The following is a 23,046-nucleotide window of genomic DNA, read 5'->3' on the forward strand; positions in this document are numbered from 1 at the left end:
AATCACTATACCAATGCTAATGCGGTTGAGTTCAATGAATTGTATTCTTAATGCTTTGATAATTGCGAATGTTGGTGCCCAAGAGATACTTGCGATCTTTCCCAAGCTAGTTGAGGGCAGTGAGCATTCTGTTGTGAGCACTAAAAATAACCTGACCCGTCTAAGTCCATTGGAGGTCAAACTCCGCATAGGAAATTTACCAAACTGGACAACAGATGGCAACACATTATTCTATACTCGAACATTTGAAGATTTTGTTGCGGCAATCACGTTTGTCAACAATTTAGTTGAGCCTGCTGAACAACTTAATCACCATCCTGATATTAGTATCAGCTACAACCGAGTTTCACTGGAGCTAACGACCCATGATGCTCAGGGTTTAACAGACTTGGACTTTCAGCTTGCCCGACAAATCTCTCAACTTTAATCATTATCGTGATTGTGTCCTTGAGAAGCCATGGTTTTGCTCGTTTATCTACTTTGGTCTAGCCTTTAATAGGAGGCATTCTTATCCCTTGTCATGTGATTGATACAGACTTTGTTAGAAAGCTAGACATTAAACTTAAAATGTGACTATTGAGCCCGTTGCTTAATGTCTTCTTCTATTGATAGTCGGACTTCTTGTTGCAGCCGCTCAAGGACAGAATCTGTATTGGCATTTTCTACAATAATGTGCATCAGGGTCTTAATGCCTTGAGGTCCCCAAGAACAACCTTGTTCTAGATAAACACGGGCAGCCTGGCCAACAGCGTAAGTGCCATAGCCTGCCGCTGCCGCTTGGGCTCCCATTGCGCCAGCATAGGCGGTTAATCCAGCAGAGCCATCGATCATGCTCCATAGGGCAGCTCCACTTTTGCCAAGACCTAGGAGCAATCCGCTGCCTAGTTCACTTAAAAGTAGTGTGCCAGAACTGCGGACAATTGCTTGCCATAGTTTGCTAGCTTCAAAACTAGTCATGGGAAAGCCGTAAAGTTTGGCCAAGTTACGGATCATAACCAGGTCAGAGGCCACACCGCCTAGGAGATCCAGCACGGCGACAGGGTTCAAAGCCACCGCAGCAGACTTGTATTTTGCAAATTGCAAGATGATGTTATCGGCTGCAGTCTGGTTTAACTCTGCGGTTGCTTTGGCTAAGTTGGTGTTGACTTGATTTGCTTGATGCAAAGTATTGAGGGCGACTAATGTCTGACCTTCCGCTTGAAGAAGATCGATCAGCGCTGTTGTGAGAGGCTCAATTTCTGGTGCAGAGGTTTCCCATTCTTCAGTGACATGACCATCTGGCCACTCTACACGCACCTTCAGAGGGGCAGGGTCTGCAGCCACCAGGATAACGTCGTCTACGATGGGAACGTCCGATGATTTAATGGTTGTTGTGTCATTGGTCTCGTCTCTAGTGTCTTCATCAGACGCTAGTTGACATTTAAGGTGCTGGAGATTGTCGTAAACAGCCTGACGGTCTATGTCTGGATAGAGATCCGTTTTATTAAAAACTAACAGCAATGGTTTACGGGTTTCGTGCAGCGTTTGTAGAGCTGTGTACTCAGTGCGTGTAATATCACCTGCCACTACAAATAAGATTAAATCAGCTTGTTGGGCCACATCTTGCGCGACTTGTCCCCGTTCAGCTCCTTCTATTTCATCTAGGCCGGGCGTATCAATAAGTTCGATTTTGAGAGTTGTTTCTCCCTCAGATGTGGACGGTGTCCAATAGAGAGACCGAGGCCATTGGGTAACACCATTTAGAGGCCCTGTTTCAAGGATTTTTTCGCCGATCAAAGCATTGAGTACAGCTGACTTACCGCGACTGACTAGACCAAATACGGCGACCCGAAGTAGGGTGCTATCTAGCTTGTTTAATAGGGTTGTCAGCTGAGCAATACCGGCCTTAACGGCAGCCTGACGTTTGAGTTCGTCGGCATCGGAGCGAGTTAGCTCTAGCTGTGGAATATAGCGATCAATTGTTTGTCGCAAACTGTCGCGGGCCCTCTCGACAAGGGGCTGGACTGTAGTCTCTGCAATCCTCTGGGACGCAGTGCTGACATTAGTAAATGTTTCCTGAATCAAGGCGGGATCGGTCATGGTTTAGGTGTGCTTAGAGCTGATTGCTCAGGCGAAAAGTGATATTTGGGCAACAGGATTTTTAGCTTTATCCCATTGCCCACTACCCGTCTTGTTCAAACTTTCTAGCTAGCGACTGTGCTTGCTTTTGGTAGGTGAGGTAGGGCCTGGGTCACAAAATCCTTAAGGGCTAAACTCTGGCGAGCTTGCTGGAATAATGTTTGTAGACGGCTACCCAGTCCTTCACAGTTAAGCTCGGTAGTGTCTAACAAGCTTTGTTCTTCGAAGTAGTCAATCAGAGTCAGGCCAGCTAGACGGGTGAGATACGCGGCACTGATACCCTGCACTGCTCCACCAGCCAGGTAGGTAGTTACATGACTTTTGAGGACTGTTCCAAGGGCTTGAGAGGCTAGTTCGACCAGCCCCAACTTGACGGTTAATTCAGCGATGGTACCTGCAGCGGCCTTAGCCTGATCCATGGAGAATTTTTGACCATAGATAGTGCCGATGTCTAATACGAGCTGGCCATTGATGGCAGCTGTCGCCAGCAGGTCCACGGTGACTATTGGGTTGGCAAAGGCAGTACCGGCTGCAATCCACTGCATTTTCTCAATGACGGGCATTGCTTTTTGGCGACGATACTCGTTTAGGGATGCGGTAATGCGCTGTTGCAGTGCTTTTGTCTGACGCAGGGTGGTGGCCATCACTAAAGAGGATGGTTCAGCGGCAAAGCTATCGAGTTTTTGGGTAAGGGCCTCTAGATCGGCAGCAGACTGCTCAAAAAATTCAAGAATTTTGCCTGACTCGGCATGGCGGCGAACTTTGATTGGATTGGGATTAGCTGCGATCGCAACCGCTTCCACATTGCGTTCTGCCACCCGCCCCTTAATCCGATCCAGCACCACTGCCTGATCCATGGGGGTATACTGGTCTTGCTTATTCAGCACCACTAGCACTTGATACCCTCCAGAAACCAGCGTTTCTAGGCGATTTAGCTCTGAAGCAGTCATATCGCCTGCAATCACCAAAAGCACTAGATCAGCATCGCTGCTGTCATCGGACGGTTCAGTAAAGGTTAATGCTGCTGTTTCAGCGGTCTGTAGACAGGTGAGTAGAGTGGTCTTGCCTGTGGCTTTATTGCCAGTAATCGCAACCTTTAAATCAATACGCTCTAGACTATCCAGCAGCAGATCATAGTCGGTGCGATAGAGTTCTGCTTGGGCAGCGGCTTGGCTATTTTCAGTTAACAGTAGCTCAATGAGTTGATCGGTGCGGTCTAGTGCCTGGTCGATAGCATCCCGCTGAACGGTGACCTGTTTGGGAATAGCTGGAACCACACTACGCTGACGTTGCTGGCTGAACCACCATACTCCTGAACCAAGTGCGATCGCACCCAGTACTAATGACCCGTCCATGGGCATGTGATGCACGACATCCAATAACCATAAACTGGCGCTGAGACCTAAACCACCAATCAGAATAGGACGCTTGATTGCGATATCCATAAGTCCCTATACCCATCCGTTGCTTCTACTACATTTTATAAAGAGAGTGGGGGTTCACCAGGTGGAAAACCCCACAGAATTAACATAAGCCTTAAAGAACAGCCAATCAGCGGTGTGGGTTCTACCACCATGCTTGACCCTGCGTTGTTTTTCTATTCGGCTAGAGTGCTATAACTCAAGTACAGGCGTTTTATATAGTTACTGCCATGGCTGATGGGGCTTGCCTAAGACAGGGGTCGTTGCTTGGCCGCTTAATATTGGATTATGACACTACGGACGAGCTAGGAATTGTGGATAGCTTACTCGTGGATTTGAACCAGGGCAAGGTGGTTGCTCTGGTGTGTCAAGGACCCGTGTGGCAGCGCCAGCGTCCAACCTATAGCTGGGAACAGATTGTCAATATCGGTGCCGATAGTATTGTGATTCATGGCCGTGGGGCTGACATGGCTCAATCGGCGGCTCAAGCCATGGTCGGTCTGGAGGTTTGGACGGATATGGGTAACTGTATTGGCCAGATTGTGGACCATCGGTTTGAGCGTAGTGGTGAGGTATTGCAGTATCTATTTGCCCAGCCAGGGCAGTCGGGGCTATATGGGTTAGCACCTGAAGCGATTATCAGTGCTGGTCGTAAGCGAATAATGGTGTCGGCTCAGGCGGCAGAGCAGGCTGAGTACTTGGCTGATGAAACTGTGCCCATGGCTGAACAGGGGTGGCAAACAACGGCTCAAACGACGGCTCAATCCCTGGCAGACCAAGTGCAACAGCGAGCCCAGGGATGGTCAGACTATGCCCAGGAGCGTTGGTTATCTGACGATGTAAATGAACAATTACGCTCCACGGGTCAACAACTGCAAGATAGGACTCAGGGGTTGCGATCGCAGTTTAATCAGCAGGTTTCCAAAGCTAAAAAACGAATTGCCCCTTTGAACAGAGCGCTGGAAAACACGGTTGAGAACGCCCTCGATAAACTCAGTGATTCGAATACTCAAGCAGATCGTCCTGCTATCGATCTAGACACATTTGAAGTGTGGGAAGACGATGATTAATTAAGCAATGGCGCGGTCATCTGGTCTGGGCGTTCGCTGATGATGAAGACTCATAACTGAGTCAAGGTCACTAAATGCGCCGGAGCGATCCCCTCGATCAAATCGGATCAAGCTCCGGTTAATGTAGGCATCTGAAAACTGAGGCTGTAGCTCTAAGGCTCGGTTGACATCAGCTAGTGCACCTTCCGTATCATTAAGACGAAACCGCAGTACGCTTCGTTCATTCAGCGTATGGGCAGCGTCAGGCTGGAGAGCCAGAGCTTTATTAAAATCTGCCATGGCTTTCATGTAGTTTTTGAGGTCCACATGGATCCTGCCTCGATGGACATAGGCATTGGCTAAAGATGGGTTCAGGTCAAGCGCCTGATTGATATCCTGGAGTGCACCTTCCAAGTTTCCAAGGTGTTGTCGAATTCCGCCTCGATTACTAAACGCCTCTGCAAATTGGGGGTTAAGTTTAATGGCCTCACTAAAATCGGTAGCGGCCATCTCATAATTGTGGAGATAAAGCCTGACTAATCCCCGATTGTTATAAACATAGGCATGGTTAGGGTCAAGACGCAGTGCCTCGGCATAGTCATTTAATGCTCCACCACTGTCACCCAGGGTAGCGCGGGTGTTGCCACGATTGTTCAATAGCGATAACTTCCCTGGAGCCGGACTATCGTGGAGCGCATTGTGTAACTGCTTTAATGTTTGAGGATAGGCTTCAGGTAAGGCAGGGTTGAGGTGTAGAGCTTCACAATAGTCTGCCATTGCGCCTGCATAATCCCCCATTTCTGTACGCAGGGTTGCTCGATTGTTATAGGCATCAGCCAAGTCTTTATCGAGGTCAACGGCTTGATTAAAATCGGCTAGAGCCTGCCTATAATCAACCTGGTAAAAGTAGGCTAAACCACGTTGGTTGTAGGTTTTCGCACAGTGTGGATTTAGGGCTAGAGCTCGATTCAAATCATTAATAGCCCGTTTAAAGTCACCGCAGCGTAGCCAGGCCACTCCCCGCCATAGATACCCACGGGGGAAATGAGGCTGTAGCCTGAGGGCATAATCAAAATCCCGCACAGCGCCTGTATAATTGCCCACATCCAGCCTGAGCAAACCGCGATTGCAATATCCTCGTGTAGATAGAGGTGTTAGCTGAATCCCATGCTCAAAGTCTTCTAACGCGGCGTCTGTATGTCCCAGTTTGCGCTGGGCATTGCCCCGATTGAGATAAGCTGACGCGTAGTCAGGTGCCAGATGGATTGCCCAACTAAAGTCTTCGATGGCTACGGCATAGTCACCCATAGCATAATGGGCACATCCCCGGTTGAAATAGGCCTTAGCATAGTTGGGCAGAGACTCAATCACAGTATTAAAAATTGTGATCGCGCCCAAACAGTCTTGTCGCCTTGCCAAGTCAACTCCTTGATTCAATAAGTCTTTTGCAGTCATGCCGCCCCACACTCACCAAATATTTGGATATGTCAATCACAATTTGATACAGCAAACTTAGACACACCCAAACAACAAATAGCAAACTCACAGAGTAAGTTTTGTATCTTCCTCTATTTCTATATTAGGGTTTAACCGTAGTGCATCTGGAAAATATCTACATACTCAAGAGAATTTTCAGATTCACCGTATTCCATTGCTGTCTCTTGATCTTAAGATGACTAAGACTGGCTCCATTGTTTGGGGTTATAGAAGCATAAATGTATCCACTGCTGATTAGCATCGTTGCCATCAAGCCAACTCTGTAGCAATTGGTAATACAAGCCTCGATTATAAATATAAGAAAATCGACTTAATAGTTTATGAGCTTCTGCTATTAGCAGTCGTGATCAGGGCTAGCTCTGGTTTGAGATAGCAAAAAACCGCTTGCCATCATTAAATCGCGAGCGGTTGAAGAAAAAATGCGTGTGCAAATTTCCGGATTATTTTACTTGTGTTGTTGTTAGATCATGCTATTTACCATTTAGGATCCCAATCAACATATTTAAGAAGATTCTGGTTGTGAGGGGCAAAATAAGCGGCTAGTTTTTTATATGTTTCAGGTGGCATCTTCTTTTGATAACCTCCAGTATTCATTGGCTCTAAGTCAATCCTTTTAAATTCCTTCAGTTCTAGAAAATGGGTTGTTTTTGATAACACCTCATGGGGATTGGAAAACATATCTTCACTGCGAAGAATCAGAAGTTTTTCCCTAGAAAAAAACTTTAACCAATGCTCTATCTGTTCTGTATATCTACCTCGACTTAAATATGAGAACCAAGCTAATGGGCTATGCCAAGAGTATTCATCTCCTTGGGTTTTAAGATGTTCTCTCTCTTGCCCCAGTCTATCTTCCTCAGCCTCGATAGCATCAAGGAAGTTTAGCGTTTCATGACCATGGCGAATACTCATTTTCCAATGGGAGTAGGCCCGATTAATTGGATTTCTCAAAATAATGAGAAATTTTGCATCTGGCAGGGACTTCGATATCCTATTGGGGGCTAAAGGGTGAAAAAGATACTCAGGTGTAGCTTCGCCTGTCGAACGTATATTAGAGAGCTTATAGGAGATTTTTAGTGGGAAATGAGCCCGATACCAATCTAAGTAATGTTGGTGATGCCAATCGAAATAGTGAACTTCTTTTGTGATTTCTGGGGCAAAGCCAATCTCAGGATGTTGCTGGAGATAAAAGAAAAGAGATGAGGTTCCTCCCTTTTGTGCTCCTATAATTAACCAATCTGGCAGTGCTCTCCATTTACTCGTAGCCTGACCATAGTCCTTTAATACTTTTTTGACAGGTTCCTTAATAGGCTCTGGGACATTTTTCCTCAGAAATGCTCTAACCATAATTACAAATAACTTATCTACAGGGGAAGCTTTTTGAATTAAAACTGGCAGTGCGTTTTCGAGAATCAGAGAATAGAGTTTCTTGGTTAGCTTCTTTACAAGAAAATATTTCTGATAAGGCCTGATGAATTGGCTAAGAAGCGATTGCTGATTTAGGGGATGAATTGGTCTAGGGCCATTGCTATCTGACCGCATCTCACAACTAAAATTATCTCAAGGATAAGCAATGCCGCTAATAATATACCTTAGAGTTGAGATGTAAGATACATTAATACCTAGATAGAATATTCAAAAATCTCCATATCTTTTTGATATTTTTCTGCCAAGAAATTAATGTCATCTAGACTAAAATACTTTCGCCATTCCTTATACTTGCGTTTTGATTTGTTCGAATGGGGTAATGATGTAGAAAGTCCGACTTTATCACAAATAAATTGCCAATCTTCAGATATGTCTTCTAAGCGACCGACATAATCAACGATTACATTCTCACGACTTGAATCTGTAAGTTGATCAAACTGAGGCATGGTGCCATAAGATTGCCAAGACCCTTCTGAGTGAATAAAGTCAGATATATTATTGGTTTTTATACAATCTGTAACTCCGGGCCACCTAAACGCATCATATAGCTTGGGTATACGGGTTAATGGCTTTGGTAAGGTATGGATCTGGTCGGCGTAGTACATCAATTTAATGGCCGAGCCCCGATACTTCCCCAAATAGTGTGTTTTAAGATATGCATAATATGAAACCATGCGATCAATCGGATGTCTTACGATTGAAAACGTAAAATATTGATCCCATAATTCATCGCCTATCACATTTTTAATAGTAGCTGCAGATGAATGCTTATATATGCCAAACTGTTTTTCGTAGGATCGCTGTATTAGTTCACCATAGTCAGTACTGCCTAAAATAATGTCATTCCACTGCATATCAGCAGCTAAAGCACGTTCAACACTCGTGCCTCCACATTTATGTAGGTGAATAAATACAAACTTCTTGCTATTAGAAATAAATGCCATTGTTACGCAATTTCAACTTAAATAGTATGGCTAGTGTGGCCCTAATACTCTGTGGCGTAAGTTTGCCCACTATCAAATGTGGATGAGTCGATGGGTGGATGCAATAGCTGCCAAATTTCTGCCATCGGGTACTAGAATATGGCTATTGATAGTAGTCTTTATACCAAGTGACGAAGTTCTTGATACCCTCTTCTAAGGGGGTGTTGGGAGCAAAGCCCACATCTGCCGTAAGTTCAGCTACATCGGCATAGGTTGTAGTGACGTCCCCTGGCTGCATGGGCATCATTTCTTTGACGGCAACTTGCCCAAGCACCTTCTCAATGACTTCAATGAAGTGCATCAAGCTGACAGGGTTATGGTTGCCAATGTTATAGACTTTGTAGGGAGCGGCAGTGTTAAATTCTTCGTCAGCGAGAGGGCTAGGTAGATGGTCCATGACTCGCACAATACCTTCTACTACATCGTCAATATATGTGAAGTCTCGCTGCATTTTACCGTGGTTATAAACCTGAATAGGGCGATTGTTTGCGATCGCATCAACAAACTTAAAATAGGCCATATCAGGTCGACCCCAAGGCCCATATACCGTAAAGAAACGGAGCCCTGTCGTGGGTAAATCATACAAATGACTGTACGAATGAGCCATTAGCTCATTGGCTTTTTTGGTTGCTGCATAAAGGGACACTGGATGGTCCACATTATCAGTCACAGAAAATGGAGTCGTTCGGTTAGCACCATAGACTGAACTGGATGATGCATACACTAAATGTGCCACTTTGCTATGGCGACAACCTTCCAAAATGTTGACAAATCCAATTAGATTGCTATCTGCGTAAGCATGAGGATTTTTTAGAGAATATCTAACCCCAGCCTGTGCTGCTAAGTGAATAACTCGATCAAAAGACTGTTGTTGAAACAGATCTTCCATCCCACGACGATCGGCTAGATCAAGCTGATTAAATGTAAATGAAGCATGGGGTAGAAGTTGCTCCAATCGATCTTTTTTTAAGGAAGTATCGTAGTAGTCATTAAGATTATCGATGCCATAAACACTGTGCCCAGCCTTTAAAAGTTTATTAGCTATAAAATAACCAATGAAACCAGCTACGCCCGTTACTAAAACATTCATGCTAACTATAAAAATAAGTATTTAGACATACCATGCAACACAAGAATCTTAAATTGCTGTTGCATCGATTTCCCGTAAAGTAAGGGATTGTAACCATCCTAGCGTACTTCTCTTATGATTCATGTGTCTTAATACACGAGAACTGTTTTGAGGGCTAGGAGGCTACCTTCTGAGACGATGACTGATACACGGTTGAGTATCTGGTCATACGGCGTCTTTGACTTGAACCAGTCAGGTTGGCAGCTACTTCAAATAACCTCTGATATACGTTAATAGGTAGAATCCACAACGCACTAGCTGCAGCTCCGGTGAGAAATGTTCGGAATGGTTCTTCAATCAAGATTGGTGCATATGTAGCGATTGCTCGGCTGAAGAGTTTCATGGCCTGTCCTCCATCTTTCAGCGTTACAGCCCTTCTAGCCAGATGGCGACAATGGTATGCCATGGCAGGTTTTTCCCATTGCTCCATTTCCTCGGGAGCATAGCTTCTAACTTTATTGAGTAAACGCTCCCAGGCCTTCATCTTTTTGGTTAAATTGGCTGAAATACCCTTCGAATTTACCCGATATAAAGTTAAGGGCTCTGCAAGCCCTTCCATAATCCATTTGGTTTTAATGGCGACTCTCATCCAGCACTCTACATCTTGAGATTCTCTAAATGCTTCATCAAAGTAGTGCTCTTCTATAATGCCATCAACTTGCACTGGGAACTTGATATTCTCAAAGACTTCCTTGCGGAAGACCGCTGCAGATCCATTACCGATGGGTGTGCGACATAAGATATCAAGTGGAGTAATTTGGCTAACCTTGGATATCTGATAAATGCCTAACGGTGTGCCATTCTCATCTATAAATGTAGAGTAGCTAAAACTTATGCCAATCTCAGGTCGTTTTTCAAAGTGTTCAACATGGCGTTCGACCTTTTCTGGAACCCAAAGATCATCTGCATCAAGAAAAGCTACATATTCTCCCTCCGCATGGCGAATACCTGTATTACGAGCACCTGAAAGGCCTCTATTTTCCTGCTGAATAATTCTGATTCTGTCATCAGTAAATTGTTGACATATAGTTACACCTTCATCGGTAGACCCATCATCAACAACTATGATCTCCAAATTCTGATACGTCTGAGCTAATGCTGATTCGAGTGCCAGTCTGACATACTTCTCAGTATTATACAGAGGTATAACTATAGAAACCTTTTTCATGTTTTCACTCTTTAGATGACAAGGATGGATATTGAAATTGCCAAGTTGCGTTGGGGCTATCCTAGGCTTGCAAGTCAATCCAAAATTTAGCTCATATCAGTAAACTATTGCTAATGCTGTAGATAGCAGTAGACGATTATATTTACTTACAAGCATCCAGAACTTCAGGAGGCTTAGCATAAGCTTCAGTTACCTTGCTAGTACGACCACTAACCTCATCCAAAATTTTCTCTAAAGAGAGCGCCGCATTCTCATGAGAAAAATTCTTTCTAGCGTATGCTCTTGCATTTTGGCCCAAGCGATTTCGTAATGCCGGATCGTTCCATAGCGTTTGAATCGCTTCCTTCATACTCTGTTTACAACCGGGTTTGATTAACCAACCTGTTTCTCCATGCTTAACATAATCGCTCATGCCATAGGCATCAGACACAATTACTGCACGGGCCATCAACATAGCTTCTATCACTGTTACATGCCCAGCCGCTGTAACATTATCTTTGACTTTTAGAGGTATTACGCTAATCCGACCTTCTTGTGCCAGTTTCCAACAGTCCGCTCTGGTGATACCAAAAGGTGTTTTGACCTGTTTAGGGATGGAAAGATTAGCTAAAGCTACTTTGCTGGATGCAACAACAGTAGGTATGTCAAGCTCTTCAACCACCTCAAAGAAGCAAGGGAAATCGCGATGCGCAGACCCCAGTGCAGCAATAAATGGAGAGTTGTTATCTTCTTCGTACTGAATTTCAATGTCTGGAGCTGCGTAAGGCACAAAAGAAAATCGACTTTTCGGTAAGTTAAAACACTTGCTGTAGATGTCGATTTCCCGATAACTGTGAACTATGAAGCGGTCAATTTGTTTTAATCCGATGCCTGATAACCATTGACGCAGGGGCCCAACTTCGTAGTTTCCAACATTGAAGGTCCAAGCGACAACTGGTTTTTTAGACCATTTTAGGAGCTTTTGTAGGCCAATTACTGTTGGCAACTGCGGGTATGAAGTGATAATTCCGTCGGAATCGCTATTTAAGGCGAGGGCACCATGTTCCCAGTGGCGAAACCACTGGGAAGACGTTGTGTATTTTACTTTTCTCTCATGCCATTTAGTAATGGGTTGTGGCCTAGGGATAAGCTCAAAGTCATATTTCCCTTCAGGAATATGCCCGACTAGCCATCGATTATTGTCAATGTATTCTTGGGTAAAGTAAGGCGCAATGACGGTCCATTTCATACGGCGACCTCAGACATACTAAACATAGTGAACTCTAGTTTCAATTGCACAGGTAAAAGCTAAAATCCGTAGGTAATGGATTTAACTATTCGAGTCTTTACAAAGCAAAATAAGTATTCTTTATGTTTACAGTTAAATTAAAAAGCTTTAGCTAATCAGTAATGCTAGGCTCTTGTTAGGAGAAAGCATTGCGTTCTCTATAAGTATTCTTACTGATTTAGGTGCTTTCTAAAAGTTTAAATAGGTAAACTTTAGATGATCTTCTCTCTAAGATGAGTATTTTACATTGGTATTATTCTACATCTCCTTTTAGTAACAGTCTGTGCAAATTAATGTCAGATTTCTATCTCTTTGACAGAGCAGATTCTGTATGGGGGCTTTTATAAGGTGCAACTTTTCCATAGCTAGAGTCAATCCCTGTGGTACGAACCTGAGATGCTTTTCTCTCTGCATAAGTTGACATGATTTGTATAGACACCAATGATGCCCATATATATAGTGTCCAGGAATCTTGTTTAAAGAGATTGCTCTCTGTCATGTTACTGATGATAAAAAAGCCCAGGAAAAGAACTGGGAAGATAGCTTCAGTTGTTTTGGTCAGTCGGATTAACTGGAAAGATCTGATCAGGGTAATTGCGAAGTTTGTAAGGAAGAGGAGAGCTCCTATCCAGCCTAGTGATAGAAAAACCTCAAGAAAGCCATTATGGGCATTAGGGACAGGCCAACCAGTTAATTGTCTGACAAGATCAGCTGGTCCACCGTCTGGCCCCCAAAAACCTTGGTATCCATACCCTAAAAACGGCTTTCGAGAGATCATCTCCCATAAAGCGGGCCAAATTTCGTTTCGTCCTGATAAATCAGTACCTTTGCCAAATGCAGAAAGTAACGTGTCTGCATTGGTTTGAAGATAAATAAACCCAAAGGCGACAACGAATATGATGAAGCTAAGGGCAATCACCATCGATTTGTAGTTGAGCTTTAGAGCGTTACAAGCGAAGAAGAGTAGAGCCAACACTACGGTGGCAAATAAAGCAGTTGTTGATTTAGAGGCTACGACCAGAGAAGCCGACAAAATCATTATGCAATTAATAGCTAGCTTGGACCTCCCCTGAAATAAATTTGAGTAGCGAGTAGCGAGTAAAAAAACTGTAGTTAATGCCATGCGAGCACCAAACTTATTTTTATGGCTGTATACTCCTCGCCATGCTCCTGTATGGGGTGGTAAGTGCATCACTCCATATTTTGGAAGCAGCACGCCAAAAAGAACGCAAATAATAGTGTTAATACATAAGGCTATGATCAGAAATCTAAGTTGTTGCTTCAAGCTGAAGCTCAGTGAAAAATATATGGCAACAGCGGTTGAGCCTAGCAATAATATGGTGCGGCGTGAAGTGATATTTGGATAAAATGACCATCCTGCTGAAATATAAGCGATGATTAGGAGAATAACGATCAGCAAAAATTGAGGATTAGAACGCAATCGAGCTAATATCAACTTCCAGCGCAGTAGTACGCCTATGCTGGCTATAAGATATAGCAACATGCTAATAGCCGGAAGTAAGAAATTGCTGTTAGCTTGACTGACATCTACAAGTTGCCCCCCTCCGGCTCCATTGGTAATCAAGTTAATAGGATTACCCAGTAGAAACCACAGGGTAAAACACATGAATATGTGTTCTAATGTTCTCGGAATTTTTAGCGTCATATTCCCCTAGGCATTATTCTTTTAAGTGATCACGTTCTTTATGTAAAGTAAATATTTTGATCGTCTTTTAGGTAATTTTTTAAAAATTAAATCTTGACTCTTACTAGGTTGAATGTCATCAGTCTGAGATAAATGAGTATAGTCAGCACAATAAGCTTGGGCTTTTGGTAAATGTTTTGCCAGCTAGAAATAAGTGCTTGATTAATTAAGGATATCCCTACAAACGGTGAAATTTCTAGCCGAAGTGTCTGCTTCGCCCAGTATTGAAAATGAGCTGCTTCGGCAGCACGATAATGCTCATCTACTAGGTTTGGAGCTTCTTTTCGTGCTTTGTCCATTAACTGTATCCAACCTTCTTTCATTTTCATGATATCTGAAGACAAACCAGACGAATGAAGACGATATTGAATTAATACTTTATCAATTCCCTCAATCGTCCAATGACTTTGAAACGCAATTCTAAAAAGTAAGTCAATATCTTCAGAATACTTTATTGATTTATCAAATCCTCCTAAAGATTGAAAGATACATTTTCGTATAACAACATTTGATGTTGTGACGGTTGGGTTTGTATAGAAAAAAGTGTATGGCTGGAGATCTTTAGATATATTTGCCGTTAATTTACCGGTGCTTTTTCCATCAGGATCTATCAGTTCCACCCTTGCAAAACTGACACCTATCTCAGGGTGAGTATTCATGTAGTCAACATGAACTGATAACTTATCTGGTAGCCAGAGGTCATCTGAATCCAAGAATGCTATAAGTTCTGTAGTTGCCAGTTCAACGCCTAAATTACGGGCTGCGGAAACACCACCATTCTCTGTGGTAATAAGACGAATGCGTGAATCTAACTGACAATACTTATTAACTAATGTGGCGGTATTATCTGTTGAGCCATCATCAATGACTAGCAATTCCCAATCTTGATAGGTCTGATCTAGTACAGATTGGATGACTTCTGGTAGAAATCTGGCCGCATTATAAGCTGGTATAACGACAGAAATAGATGGCTTAATTTCCATAATCATATACTAGAAAAAATATGCTGGAATCTAGCATTGCGTCTGTTTAGGAAAGCGAAAGTTTTTCTCGGCCAGAGAATACAGACTTAGCAACTAAGAAGGTGAATATCGGTAAGAGTAATAGATGCACTCCTAAGACTACTCCAGCTACTACGAATATATTGAACTGGGCACCTACAATGACAGAAATGGTAAATATAATCGTGAAGAAAATGTTCCACTTGAGACCATCACTTCCACGGTCTACTGACAAGAGCAACTGCTCTGAAACTAGAGCAAAAGGTCTAGGGATAGCTGACAGGCAAATCATAATAAGAATTGGAATTGCTGGAATCCACTGCTTGCTGAAAACAATAGGGACATAGATCGGAGCCAGGCTGCTTTGTAATAGAACTAGGGGAAATATAATTGCTGCGCAAATTTTGAGACTTCGGATATAGCTTTGCTTCAACGCAGATAGGTTATCTCGTGCTGCACACAGATAAGGGAATACAGAATTAGAAAGCATGTTAATAGCTGTCAGACTAAGCCCTAGTCCTGCATTGAACGCGAAGAAGTATAAGCCAAGTTGTTCAACGCTAAAGAATCGACCAATGAGTAGATAGTCAATATTTGATCTCAAGTAATTGAGCATTTCAATGCCCAATGTATATTTGGAGAAATTAAAAATTTCTCGCCATCCTTTCAAACTTATTTTCCCACTTGGTCGCCAGGAGTGATTCCTGTTATAGACAATTAAATAGGAAAATTGAGAAAGCATTAGGGCAAATACAATGCTCCAAATACCCATGCCCAATAGTGCAAGAATAACGACCAAAGACTGACTGAAAACGGCATTGATAGCTGTTGCGATCGCACCGATCTTGAGCCTGTTTTCTCGACGAATCAAGGCATCTTGAATCGCATAAAAGGGATTGAGAAGATAATTGCCAGCGGTGACGATAATAGGGAATAATAATTTTTCATTTCCATAAAAAGTGGCAATAGGAAATGCTAGTAGACATTGGAATAAAAAGATCCCAATACATAGAATCCAATTGCTCCAATATGCTGTTTCTACTATTGAGTCAAGCTCTTCTTGCGTGGCCTGAATGATCTTAGGTGCAACTCCACCCTTTTGTACGAAGACGGTAGAAAACTCAGTGACGGCAAAAATGATCGCCATCAAGCCATATTCTTCAGGGGTAAATACACGACCTAAAACAACTACTATGGCGATGCGAATTACGCGTCTGAATATTTGGCTCGCTGTTAGCCAGCCCATATTTTTGACGAGCTTGTCAGAGAACAAGCGCTTTAGTTTTTGTTGCATTATGATGGTGCAAGAATATTTATAAGGCTAACTATAGTAGTTGATGATATTGCTCTCAGCGGTAATATATGGGAAAAGAGCATTGTGTGACATTTCAGAAAAGATATAAATGAGTATATATTCTCAAATAGATCTAGCTATCTCCTTGCCCAAGCATTAGTCAAATATTCTAAATAAGAAATTGAGAGGATTAACTAGGCGCGCTGCTAAATCTAAAACTGAACCGCTGGTTGTCTTAGGTACAACAATGACGTCCCCATCTTGAATCTGGTAGGTGTCGATAAGGTTACGCAGATCGACGACTTCTTGGACAACTTCACCAGTGTTGTCGTCCATTCGAATAAAGGCAACTTCTTTGAGCCTTGCATCATCGGTTGGGCCGCCTGCGATCGCAACAGCACTAGACAATGAGCTATTAGGCGGTACTGCAACCTCTCCGGGACTCGTGACCTCTCCAACAACTCGAACCCTTACGGTGTCTGGTGCTAGACTGGATCTTGCCAATAAATGATTATCAATGGTTTCGCCTTCTGGTAGGCTGGGAACAAAAACTAAGTCTCCATCTCTAAGCAACATGTCTTCTGGTAAGCTGGCGGACCAGAGGGCATCCCACAAATTAATCTCTGTATTGACTGTTTCACCATTGGGAAGCTCGCGTATAACCACGACATTACGGATGTCTGCCGTGCGTCTCACCCCACCTGCTTCTACTAACGCTTCACTCACTGAAGGTGGCGCGTAAGCTAATTGAGTATCTTGATTAATGTTGGTTGTATCTTGCAGTTGAATAGGGCCAGGACGGTAGACCTCGCCTGATACATTAACCACAACGGGACGAAGTGAATTTAAGGAGACCGAAACGGCAGGATCTACTAGAATTCGGTCGAGGATAATTCTCAACTCTTGAGTTAACTGATCGGTGGTTTTCCCAGCTGCAGCAACCTTACCTACGATGGGTAGGGCAATAGTTCCATCCGGTAATACAGAGAGTGGACCTGTATACTCTGGAAACCCATAAACACTGACTTCGATGCGATCGCCAGGACCTAATAAGTAAGAGGATGCTGCTGTAGATCTCAATGAGCCAGTATTAACAGCAAGCTCATTGAGGTTCGCACGAGTTGACTCATTGGAGGTAGTCTCAAGTGATACAAGAGACTGTGTAGTTTGTGCGATAGTTGGCATGGAGGCGTAGCAAATTATCCCCAAGACTAAGGGAGCTACTGCAGTTAGCCGATAATAAGTCAGTTGAAACATAAGTCTAAAGAGCGTTTGAGGACGGTGTTGTCTCTTTTGTATAAAAGGAAAGTAGGCTGGCCTAGCCCAATAATTAGAGTCGACCGTTTACGTTGGCAGGATCGCTAACGCTTTGACTATTCGGCACATTGACAAAATTGGCCTGCCTTTCAATAGGTGTATAGTCCTGATTGTTGTAGAAATAACGATCGGTGTTGCCTTTCACGTTAATGCCATTAGCAACTAGACCAAGCACATTTTGTTTTGACTGTGCCAACATTGTCTTCGTTGCACGAATGTTTTCGGCATTGGCCATGCCAGGGCGCATGACGAGCAGCACGCCATCTGTTGCCCGACCGATGGTGATCGCGTCAACTAGCCCTAAAATTGGTGGGCTGTCAATAATAATGTAGTCATATGCTTTTTCACTTGCCTGTAGTAGGGACGTAATCAGCTGAGATTCCAAAACTGCCAGAGGATTAAACGGAATAACTCCGGCTGTCAAGATGTGTAAGTTTGGCTCCTGAGAGACAATGACATCCTTAAGGGGAACTTGCCCTGAAGCAAAATTACTTAAACCTTGTACATTGGGCAAATCCCAAATATGATGCTGTGTTGGCTTACGTAGATCGGCATCAACAAGCAAGACAGTGTGGCCCAAATGAGCTAGTGTCAAGGCCAAGTTGGCAGCAACTTCTGATTTACCTTCACCACCCACTGCACTTGTAACTGTGACTGTCTTAACGTGGGTATCAACACAGGAGAATTTAAGGTTGGCTTGTAGAGCTTGATAAGCATCCAGAATAGAGCTGTATTCGGAATTCTTGACTAATATGCTAGGAATATCCGAACCCTTAGCATTACCTCGCTTCCAGGCGGGGATGATACCCAAGAGGGGATATTCGTACAACTCTTGACCTTCTTGAACCGTTTTCACAGATTGGTCCAGGAGATCGGCCATAAAGGCAGTAATTAACCCTAAAAGAAGACCAGCAAAGCCGCCAGTCATTAAAAAGAGTTTCAGAGAGGGTCCAAGGGGCTCGTTAGGTATTAAGGCTGGGGAAACTATGCGAGCATTTCCAATATTTTGATTCTCTAAGACCTGAGCTTGCTGGAGGTTTTGTAACAAGGTTTCATAGGTGGTCTGAGCTGCAGCAAGTTGGCGATCTAATGCTCTCTCTTGTTTCTCTAAAACCGGAATAACACGAGCTCGACTCTGTTGACCCAATCGAGCAGTTGTCAATTCTTCAACTTGCTGTTGTAAACCAGATGTCGCTCCGTCGAGGCGTAAATACTCGGCGATTAAATCTTGTTCTAACTGGCCCGATTGGAGATCATCTGAAGGCAAGTTCAGTTCATTGGCACCAAGGGTGACATCAAGGCGCTCTTGAAGTAGTGCTTGTAACCCAGCCTCCTGATTGCGTAGGGTGATAATCTCAGGATGTTCGTCTCGGTAACGAGTACGGGCTAACGTTAAATCAGACTGAACAGTTTGTAGTTGTGCTAGTACGGTCTGAATGCCAGGTGATTCACTGACAAGCCCCACAGCATATGCTTCATCAGAACTAAGTTTGAGCTTCTGCTGTAGTTGAGATGCCTGAGCTGAGCTATCAGCTAACTGAGATTTTAGCTGAATTAAGGCGTTGTCCAGTGTAAACAGTGACTCAACCAGGTTACGGGACTCTTCTTCAAGGTCTACGATATTGTTGCCTTCTTTGAAGCGTCGTAGTGAAGCCTCTGCCTCTTCAACTGCTTCTTCAGATTCAGGCAGTTGTGCAGTGATAAATTCTTGGGCTGCTAATGCCGCAGCGCGATTGGTCTGTATATCATTTTCAATGTAGATATCTGCCAATGTATTGACAACAGTGGCTGCTATTTCTGGATCTTCAGACGTATATGTAACTTTTAGAACATCTGTTCCAGGAACTCCAGTGACCGTAAGGCTCTTTAGCAGGTCTTCAGGCTGAAGTAGCTCACCCTCATCATCTTGTAGTTTTAATGTTTCGATAACTTTTTGGACAAGGGGAATGGAACGGAAAACCTCAATTTGGGTGTCCAGGGGGTTATCTAGATTAGTAAGTGCTCTGAGTTCTCTGTTACCGCCCTCCAGTCCAACTAGAGCAGACGCTTGGTTTGACAACTCGAATAAAAGTTTCGATTCGGCTTGATACTCAGGTTTTTGAGTAATACCAACGCCAACCGCTGCGGTTGTCGTTAGACCGAAAACAGTCAGAGCGATTAGCCAGCGACGCTTTAGAACTCGCCAATATTTCTGTAAATCTATTTCTATCTCTTTAACAGAGTTATCTTGAGATGCCATTGAACCTCACTGGGGAAAGGAACTAAGTAGGACGGAGAGGGTAATAATACTGAGCAATATCAGAGATTAAATCTGAAATTTAAGGTATATAGATTTCAACAAGCAATCCCATTGATAGAAAAAGGATAGGACTAAGTTCTAGATCGAGGTCTTGACTAGCTGTAACCATACGAAATTGGCCCCAGAGACACCTAGCAACTATTCCCAGATATCTTCAATAGAATTATGCCCATCTTTTCAAATGAACCAGTGACTAACCGTGAGAATTCGGTGGGGACATCAGAACTTCATGGCACTCATCAATTTTCTAAAAAACTGATAAAGCCTAGGAGCAGGTCACAGTATCAAAACCGATTTTGATCACTGCAAATTAGCGTAGCCAGGACTCAGTATTTCTCGGTCGGACGCTGTAGATCAGAACATTCCACTAATGTTTAACGAACTTTTGCTAAATAATCAGTAAACTGACTGAAATCAACAATTAACTGGCATCTAGAGTATGAAAATTGTGATGTTCCTCAAATTGCAACAAGCGAAGTCACTACTAGTAAGCACCCTATATAAGTCAGGCTAGGCGATTCTTAAACTATGTCAGTGGATAGTTGACACGTTTTAAAAACTGCCACATTAAACTGCAATTTTGATGGTGAGATCAAAGTTACTCTGGGCTGATGACCCAGTACGCTAATAGCCCGTGTCTAAGACATACGTAAGTATATGTAGACCAATGCTACCCGACTAGAGGTTATGAATCAAAAGATGCTGATATAGTTCCTGACTAGATTTTCCTGCTTTTTTAAAGTTCAAGTGATTTATCACTAGGCTGATTTTTTACAGCTGGGGTACTGAAAGTTACGGTGCCGACTCGTCATCGGAGTTCTCAGTAGTGGAGGATGTATCTGATGTTTCAGGCTCGTCAGTAGTTTCAGCATCTGTAGTTGCCTCTGAGGCTGCATCATCATTTTTGGCAAGCCAGTCGCTGACTGGGCGTTCGATACCGTTGTCTAAGCCTTTAGGAATGAGGTGAACGTCAACTGGATTTGATTCTGCGATGTCATTGGCTGTCATCACATATAGTGACGTACTGCTAAAGTCTTCATCGCCGACGGTTAAGGTATAGCTTTCTTCATCAACTATGAGTTGAATTTTAGCCGTAGGTGTATCTAAGCCGTAGGTGGCTAGCTGATCGGGAGTGGTGGAAATAGTTTCTTTAATGGTGTCGCTCGTAATGATATTGAGTAAAAAAGCGACTGATGATGGATCGGCTAAAGCTTTTTCAGGGGAAGTCATTTGCCATGCATCATCAGTCTTGATGAAGGACAGCGTGTTGTCGTCTCGTTCTACGGTGAATTCACTGACGTCAGTCTCAGTGAAGCTGTATAAGGTATTACCATTATTGGCTTGAGGCCCTTTGGGGATTTCAAGGATGGTGACGGTGGCGACAAGTGCGATCGCAACCCCTATTAATATTCCTGTACTACGCTGTAGCTTCATTTTAATAACTCCTTAGCGACGACGGAACCAAGCAATGCTTGCACCAACTAGTCCACCTAGGGGGAATACCAGCATTGCTAAAACAATAACCACGATTTGCCGAGATATCGTCATTGTGATGCGACGGTTGGTGATTTCCTTTGGGCGAATTGATAATATGGCATCATCTAAGTCACTCAGCCAGGTGACACTGTTGAGAAAGACATCGCCGTTTAGTTGCTGGTCAAACAAGCCATCAGTGGCGAAGGTGGCATTACCAATAACAACAAGGCGAGATTCTTGCTCTGCATCGTCAGAGGGCTCGCTACTGTCTGCTGGCTCATCTTCAGGCTGTTGTTCAGATGTATCTTCTTCTTCTGTTTCTTGTGTTTCTTTTGTTGGTGTATTGTCGACTTCTCCCGCCGCTGCCTCTTCTATATCTGCTGCTGGCTCTACCTCCGGTTCTGATGAGGTCTCTTGTTGTTCCTCATCTATTTGACTGTTAGGGATTTCTTCGGTGTCTTCTTCTGGAATCTCTTCATTGCTCGCTTCGGAGATCTCCTCTGCATCTTCTTCTGAGATGTCTTCTGATACCTCTTCCGACACCTCTTCTGAAACCCCTTCCGAAACCGTATTACTAGATTTGTCGGCTTCTCGGGTTAAGACGACACCGATATTAAATGGTCCCTCGGGTGCTTCCTGGGTGTCAACATTAAGTTCTCCTGTTTCTGACAGAGGTTCAGCATAGCTTTGGGCGTTGCTGAGAAGTAGGGGAGTAGCTTCTACCCCTGCTACTGGTTCGATCAGAACTGGCCGAGCTAGGGGGTAAAATGAGCGGCCATTGTTAAAGGCTTCGGTAATGGGATGAGCACCATAGTTGGTTACCAATGGGGCTGCTGGGCCTAGCCCAACAATTTGTCCAGTGTTGGAGGTGTCGACAATGAGTTGTTCGTCTAGGGACACCCCCCAAGCTTCTAATAGAGAGTCTAGCTCTGGATCCATTTGGGGATCTACCATGAGTAGAATGCTCCCCCCTGAGTTGAGATATGCTTCTAATGCTTCTACCTCAGGTTCAAAGAAGGCTTGCTGAGGGCCTGCAATGATGACTGCATTTGCATCACTAGGTACGGTTGCTGTTTGGTCCAGGTTCAGGGTCTCAACGGTGAAATTTTCTGCCTCCAGGGCTGCGGCTGCCTGGGCATAGCCTGTAGCTGTGCCATCGATGACAAATTCTTCATGACCCTGAAGGAAGTACACGATGGCATTGCGATCGCGACTAATTTGGGCCAGTTTATTGGTCAAGTCCTGTTCTGTTAAACCTTGTGTTCCTAGGGGTTGAACAAAAACTTTCTGATCGCCTACAGCGAGGTGTACCTCACGTCCTTCACCACTAAGATTAAAATCACGGGCCGCTGCTGGGTCTTGGATTGGATTAATGTGCTCGTAGGTGAGCTGATCATTAAACTGGCGATAACTGTCTAAGAGCTGCTTATCGTTAGGATTTAACGTCGAGTCAAAAATCACGACCTTAACGGGCTGGTTTAGATTTTTTACGACTGCCGTTGATTCCGGCGAGAGAGTAAATAGTCCGCCTTCGGTGAAGTCAATGCGAGGCCCGTACTGCACCGCTAAGAAGTTAATAATGCCCAAGATTACTAATACTGAGACTGTGGCCAACAATGCGTTGGTTCCAGCCTGGGTAGAGCGGCTTTGCCAGAAGCTACGGTAGCCAAAACCTCCCAAAACCAAACTGATCAGGGTCAGCACTAAACCCACAATCAGAAGAACGATGGGTAGAATGCTCCAGGTATCTATAAACCCAGCAACCAGGCCTGCCGTGGTTAAGGCTAATCCGGGCCATAGCAGCCAGCGAAGATATTTACGAGAGGTAGATAGCGCTTTCATAAGTGAGGGGCAAAAGGAGAAAAACAGAATGAAGGTAAAGAGTTTTGAACTTTAA

17 protein-coding genes are annotated in these 23,046 nt (G+C 43.8%); 2 read left to right on the plus strand and 15 right to left on the minus strand.

Annotation, left to right across the window (positions count from 1 at the left end):
• Positions 1-34 precede the first annotated feature (34 nt).
• Positions 35-427: a 4a-hydroxytetrahydrobiopterin dehydratase gene (locus SPB21_RS28475; RefSeq protein ID WP_163660676.1), complete on the plus strand. Its 393-nt coding sequence runs from the start codon at positions 35-37 to the stop codon at positions 425-427.
• A gap of 146 nt (positions 428-573) precedes the next feature.
• Here the strand turns inward: SPB21_RS28475 and SPB21_RS28480 are convergent, their stop codons facing one another.
• Both SPB21_RS28480 and SPB21_RS28485 read right to left on the minus strand, forming a co-directional pair.
• A complete protein-coding gene (locus tag SPB21_RS28480) occupies positions 574-2,079 on the minus strand; it encodes a DUF697 domain-containing protein (RefSeq protein ID WP_499868383.1) in 1,506 nt (501 codons plus the stop codon).
• 104 nt (positions 2,080-2,183) lie between these two features.
• Positions 2,184-3,563: a slr1306 family protein gene (locus SPB21_RS28485; protein ID WP_499868385.1), complete on the minus strand. Its 1,380-nt coding sequence runs from the start codon at positions 3,561-3,563 to the stop codon at positions 2,184-2,186.
• A 206-nt stretch (positions 3,564-3,769) separates the two neighbouring features.
• Between SPB21_RS28485 and SPB21_RS28490 the strand changes: the two genes are divergently transcribed.
• Positions 3,770-4,609, plus strand: coding sequence for a PRC-barrel domain-containing protein (locus SPB21_RS28490; protein WP_499868387.1), 840 nt, complete (start codon positions 3,770-3,772; stop codon positions 4,607-4,609).
• Here the strand turns inward: SPB21_RS28490 and SPB21_RS28495 are convergent, their stop codons facing one another.
• From SPB21_RS28495 to SPB21_RS28555, 13 genes are all read right to left on the minus strand, one after another.
• Entirely contained in the window at positions 4,610-6,043 is a 1,434-nt protein-coding gene (locus tag SPB21_RS28495) for a tetratricopeptide repeat protein (RefSeq protein ID WP_499868388.1), read from the minus strand. It lies immediately after the preceding gene.
• 516 nt (positions 6,044-6,559) lie between these two features.
• Positions 6,560-7,624 (minus strand): sulfotransferase domain-containing protein, encoded by a 1,065-nt coding sequence (locus tag SPB21_RS28500; protein WP_163660686.1) that lies wholly within the window; start codon positions 7,622-7,624, stop codon positions 6,560-6,562.
• 80 nt (positions 7,625-7,704) lie between these two features.
• A complete protein-coding gene (locus SPB21_RS28505) occupies positions 7,705-8,454 on the minus strand; it encodes a sulfotransferase family 2 domain-containing protein (RefSeq protein ID WP_163660688.1) in 750 nt (249 codons plus the stop codon).
• 142 nt (positions 8,455-8,596) lie between these two features.
• The gene (locus SPB21_RS28510; RefSeq protein WP_163660690.1) at positions 8,597-9,583 is read right to left on the minus strand and encodes an NAD-dependent epimerase; all 987 of its coding nucleotides are present in this window, start codon (positions 9,581-9,583) and stop codon (positions 8,597-8,599) included.
• Between the two features lie 154 nt (positions 9,584-9,737).
• Complete coding sequence (locus tag SPB21_RS28515; RefSeq protein ID WP_163697689.1) at positions 9,738-10,790, minus strand: glycosyltransferase family 2 protein; 1,053 nt, start codon at positions 10,788-10,790, stop codon at positions 9,738-9,740.
• A 142-nt stretch (positions 10,791-10,932) separates the two neighbouring features.
• Positions 10,933-12,018, minus strand: coding sequence for a glycosyltransferase family 4 protein (locus tag SPB21_RS28520; RefSeq protein ID WP_163660694.1), 1,086 nt, complete (start codon positions 12,016-12,018; stop codon positions 10,933-10,935).
• A gap of 343 nt (positions 12,019-12,361) precedes the next feature.
• Entirely contained in the window at positions 12,362-13,723 is a 1,362-nt protein-coding gene (locus tag SPB21_RS28525) for an O-antigen ligase family protein (protein WP_499868392.1), read from the minus strand.
• A gap of 86 nt (positions 13,724-13,809) precedes the next feature.
• The gene (locus SPB21_RS28530) at positions 13,810-14,745 is read right to left on the minus strand and encodes a glycosyltransferase family 2 protein (protein ID WP_499868394.1); all 936 of its coding nucleotides are present in this window, start codon (positions 14,743-14,745) and stop codon (positions 13,810-13,812) included.
• Between the two features lie 46 nt (positions 14,746-14,791).
• Positions 14,792-16,057 carry a lipopolysaccharide biosynthesis protein gene (locus SPB21_RS28535; RefSeq protein ID WP_163660700.1) on the minus strand — a complete coding sequence of 422 codons (1,266 nt, stop codon included), beginning with the start codon at positions 16,055-16,057 and terminating at the stop codon, positions 14,792-14,794.
• A 156-nt stretch (positions 16,058-16,213) separates the two neighbouring features.
• Positions 16,214-17,242: a polysaccharide biosynthesis/export family protein gene (locus SPB21_RS28540; protein WP_250564715.1), complete on the minus strand. Its 1,029-nt coding sequence runs from the start codon at positions 17,240-17,242 to the stop codon at positions 16,214-16,216.
• Positions 17,243-17,387: 145 nt separating this feature from the next.
• Positions 17,388-19,613 carry a GumC family protein gene (locus SPB21_RS28545; protein ID WP_163660704.1) on the minus strand — a complete coding sequence of 742 codons (2,226 nt, stop codon included), beginning with the start codon at positions 19,611-19,613 and terminating at the stop codon, positions 17,388-17,390.
• 852 nt (positions 19,614-20,465) lie between these two features.
• The gene (locus tag SPB21_RS28550; protein WP_499868396.1) at positions 20,466-21,107 is read right to left on the minus strand and encodes a DUF4340 domain-containing protein; all 642 of its coding nucleotides are present in this window, start codon (positions 21,105-21,107) and stop codon (positions 20,466-20,468) included.
• A gap of 12 nt (positions 21,108-21,119) precedes the next feature.
• The gene (locus SPB21_RS28555) at positions 21,120-22,991 is read right to left on the minus strand and encodes a GldG family protein (RefSeq protein WP_499868398.1); all 1,872 of its coding nucleotides are present in this window, start codon (positions 22,989-22,991) and stop codon (positions 21,120-21,122) included.
• Between the last annotated feature and the right edge of the window lie 55 nt (positions 22,992-23,046).

It is taken from the genome of Leptothoe sp. ISB3NOV94-8A (assembly GCF_043421595.1).
GTDB lineage: Bacteria > Cyanobacteriota > Cyanobacteriia > Phormidesmidales > Phormidesmidaceae > Leptothoe > Leptothoe turfae.

What these genes read in the sequence shown, in the direction of transcription:
- SPB21_RS28475 (WP_163660676.1), top strand. Translation starts at nt 35, where the DNA reads ATGAATTGTATTCTTAATGCTTTGATAATTGCGAATGTTGGTGCCCAA.
- SPB21_RS28480 (WP_499868383.1), bottom strand. Translation starts at nt 2,079, where the DNA reads ATGACCGATCCCGCCTTGATTCAGGAAACATTTACTAATGTCAGCACT.
- SPB21_RS28485 (WP_499868385.1), bottom strand. Translation starts at nt 3,563, where the DNA reads ATGGATATCGCAATCAAGCGTCCTATTCTGATTGGTGGTTTAGGTCTC.
- SPB21_RS28490 (WP_499868387.1), top strand. Translation starts at nt 3,770, where the DNA reads ATGGCTGATGGGGCTTGCCTAAGACAGGGGTCGTTGCTTGGCCGCTTA.
- SPB21_RS28495 (WP_499868388.1), bottom strand. Translation starts at nt 6,043, where the DNA reads ATGACTGCAAAAGACTTATTGAATCAAGGAGTTGACTTGGCAAGGCGA.
- SPB21_RS28500 (WP_163660686.1), bottom strand. Translation starts at nt 7,624, where the DNA reads ATGCGGTCAGATAGCAATGGCCCTAGACCAATTCATCCCCTAAATCAG.
- SPB21_RS28505 (WP_163660688.1), bottom strand. Translation starts at nt 8,454, where the DNA reads ATGGCATTTATTTCTAATAGCAAGAAGTTTGTATTTATTCACCTACAT.
- SPB21_RS28510 (WP_163660690.1), bottom strand. Translation starts at nt 9,583, where the DNA reads ATGAATGTTTTAGTAACGGGCGTAGCTGGTTTCATTGGTTATTTTATA.
- SPB21_RS28515 (WP_163697689.1), bottom strand. Translation starts at nt 10,790, where the DNA reads ATGAAAAAGGTTTCTATAGTTATACCTCTGTATAATACTGAGAAGTAT.
- SPB21_RS28520 (WP_163660694.1), bottom strand. Translation starts at nt 12,018, where the DNA reads ATGAAATGGACCGTCATTGCGCCTTACTTTACCCAAGAATACATTGAC.
- SPB21_RS28525 (WP_499868392.1), bottom strand. Translation starts at nt 13,723, where the DNA reads ATGACGCTAAAAATTCCGAGAACATTAGAACACATATTCATGTGTTTT.
- SPB21_RS28530 (WP_499868394.1), bottom strand. Translation starts at nt 14,745, where the DNA reads ATGGAAATTAAGCCATCTATTTCTGTCGTTATACCAGCTTATAATGCG.
- SPB21_RS28535 (WP_163660700.1), bottom strand. Translation starts at nt 16,057, where the DNA reads ATGCAACAAAAACTAAAGCGCTTGTTCTCTGACAAGCTCGTCAAAAAT.
- SPB21_RS28540 (WP_250564715.1), bottom strand. Translation starts at nt 17,242, where the DNA reads ATGCCAACTATCGCACAAACTACACAGTCTCTTGTATCACTTGAGACT.
- SPB21_RS28545 (WP_163660704.1), bottom strand. Translation starts at nt 19,613, where the DNA reads ATGGCATCTCAAGATAACTCTGTTAAAGAGATAGAAATAGATTTACAG.
- SPB21_RS28550 (WP_499868396.1), bottom strand. Translation starts at nt 21,107, where the DNA reads ATGAAGCTACAGCGTAGTACAGGAATATTAATAGGGGTTGCGATCGCA.
- SPB21_RS28555 (WP_499868398.1), bottom strand. Translation starts at nt 22,991, where the DNA reads ATGAAAGCGCTATCTACCTCTCGTAAATATCTTCGCTGGCTGCTATGG.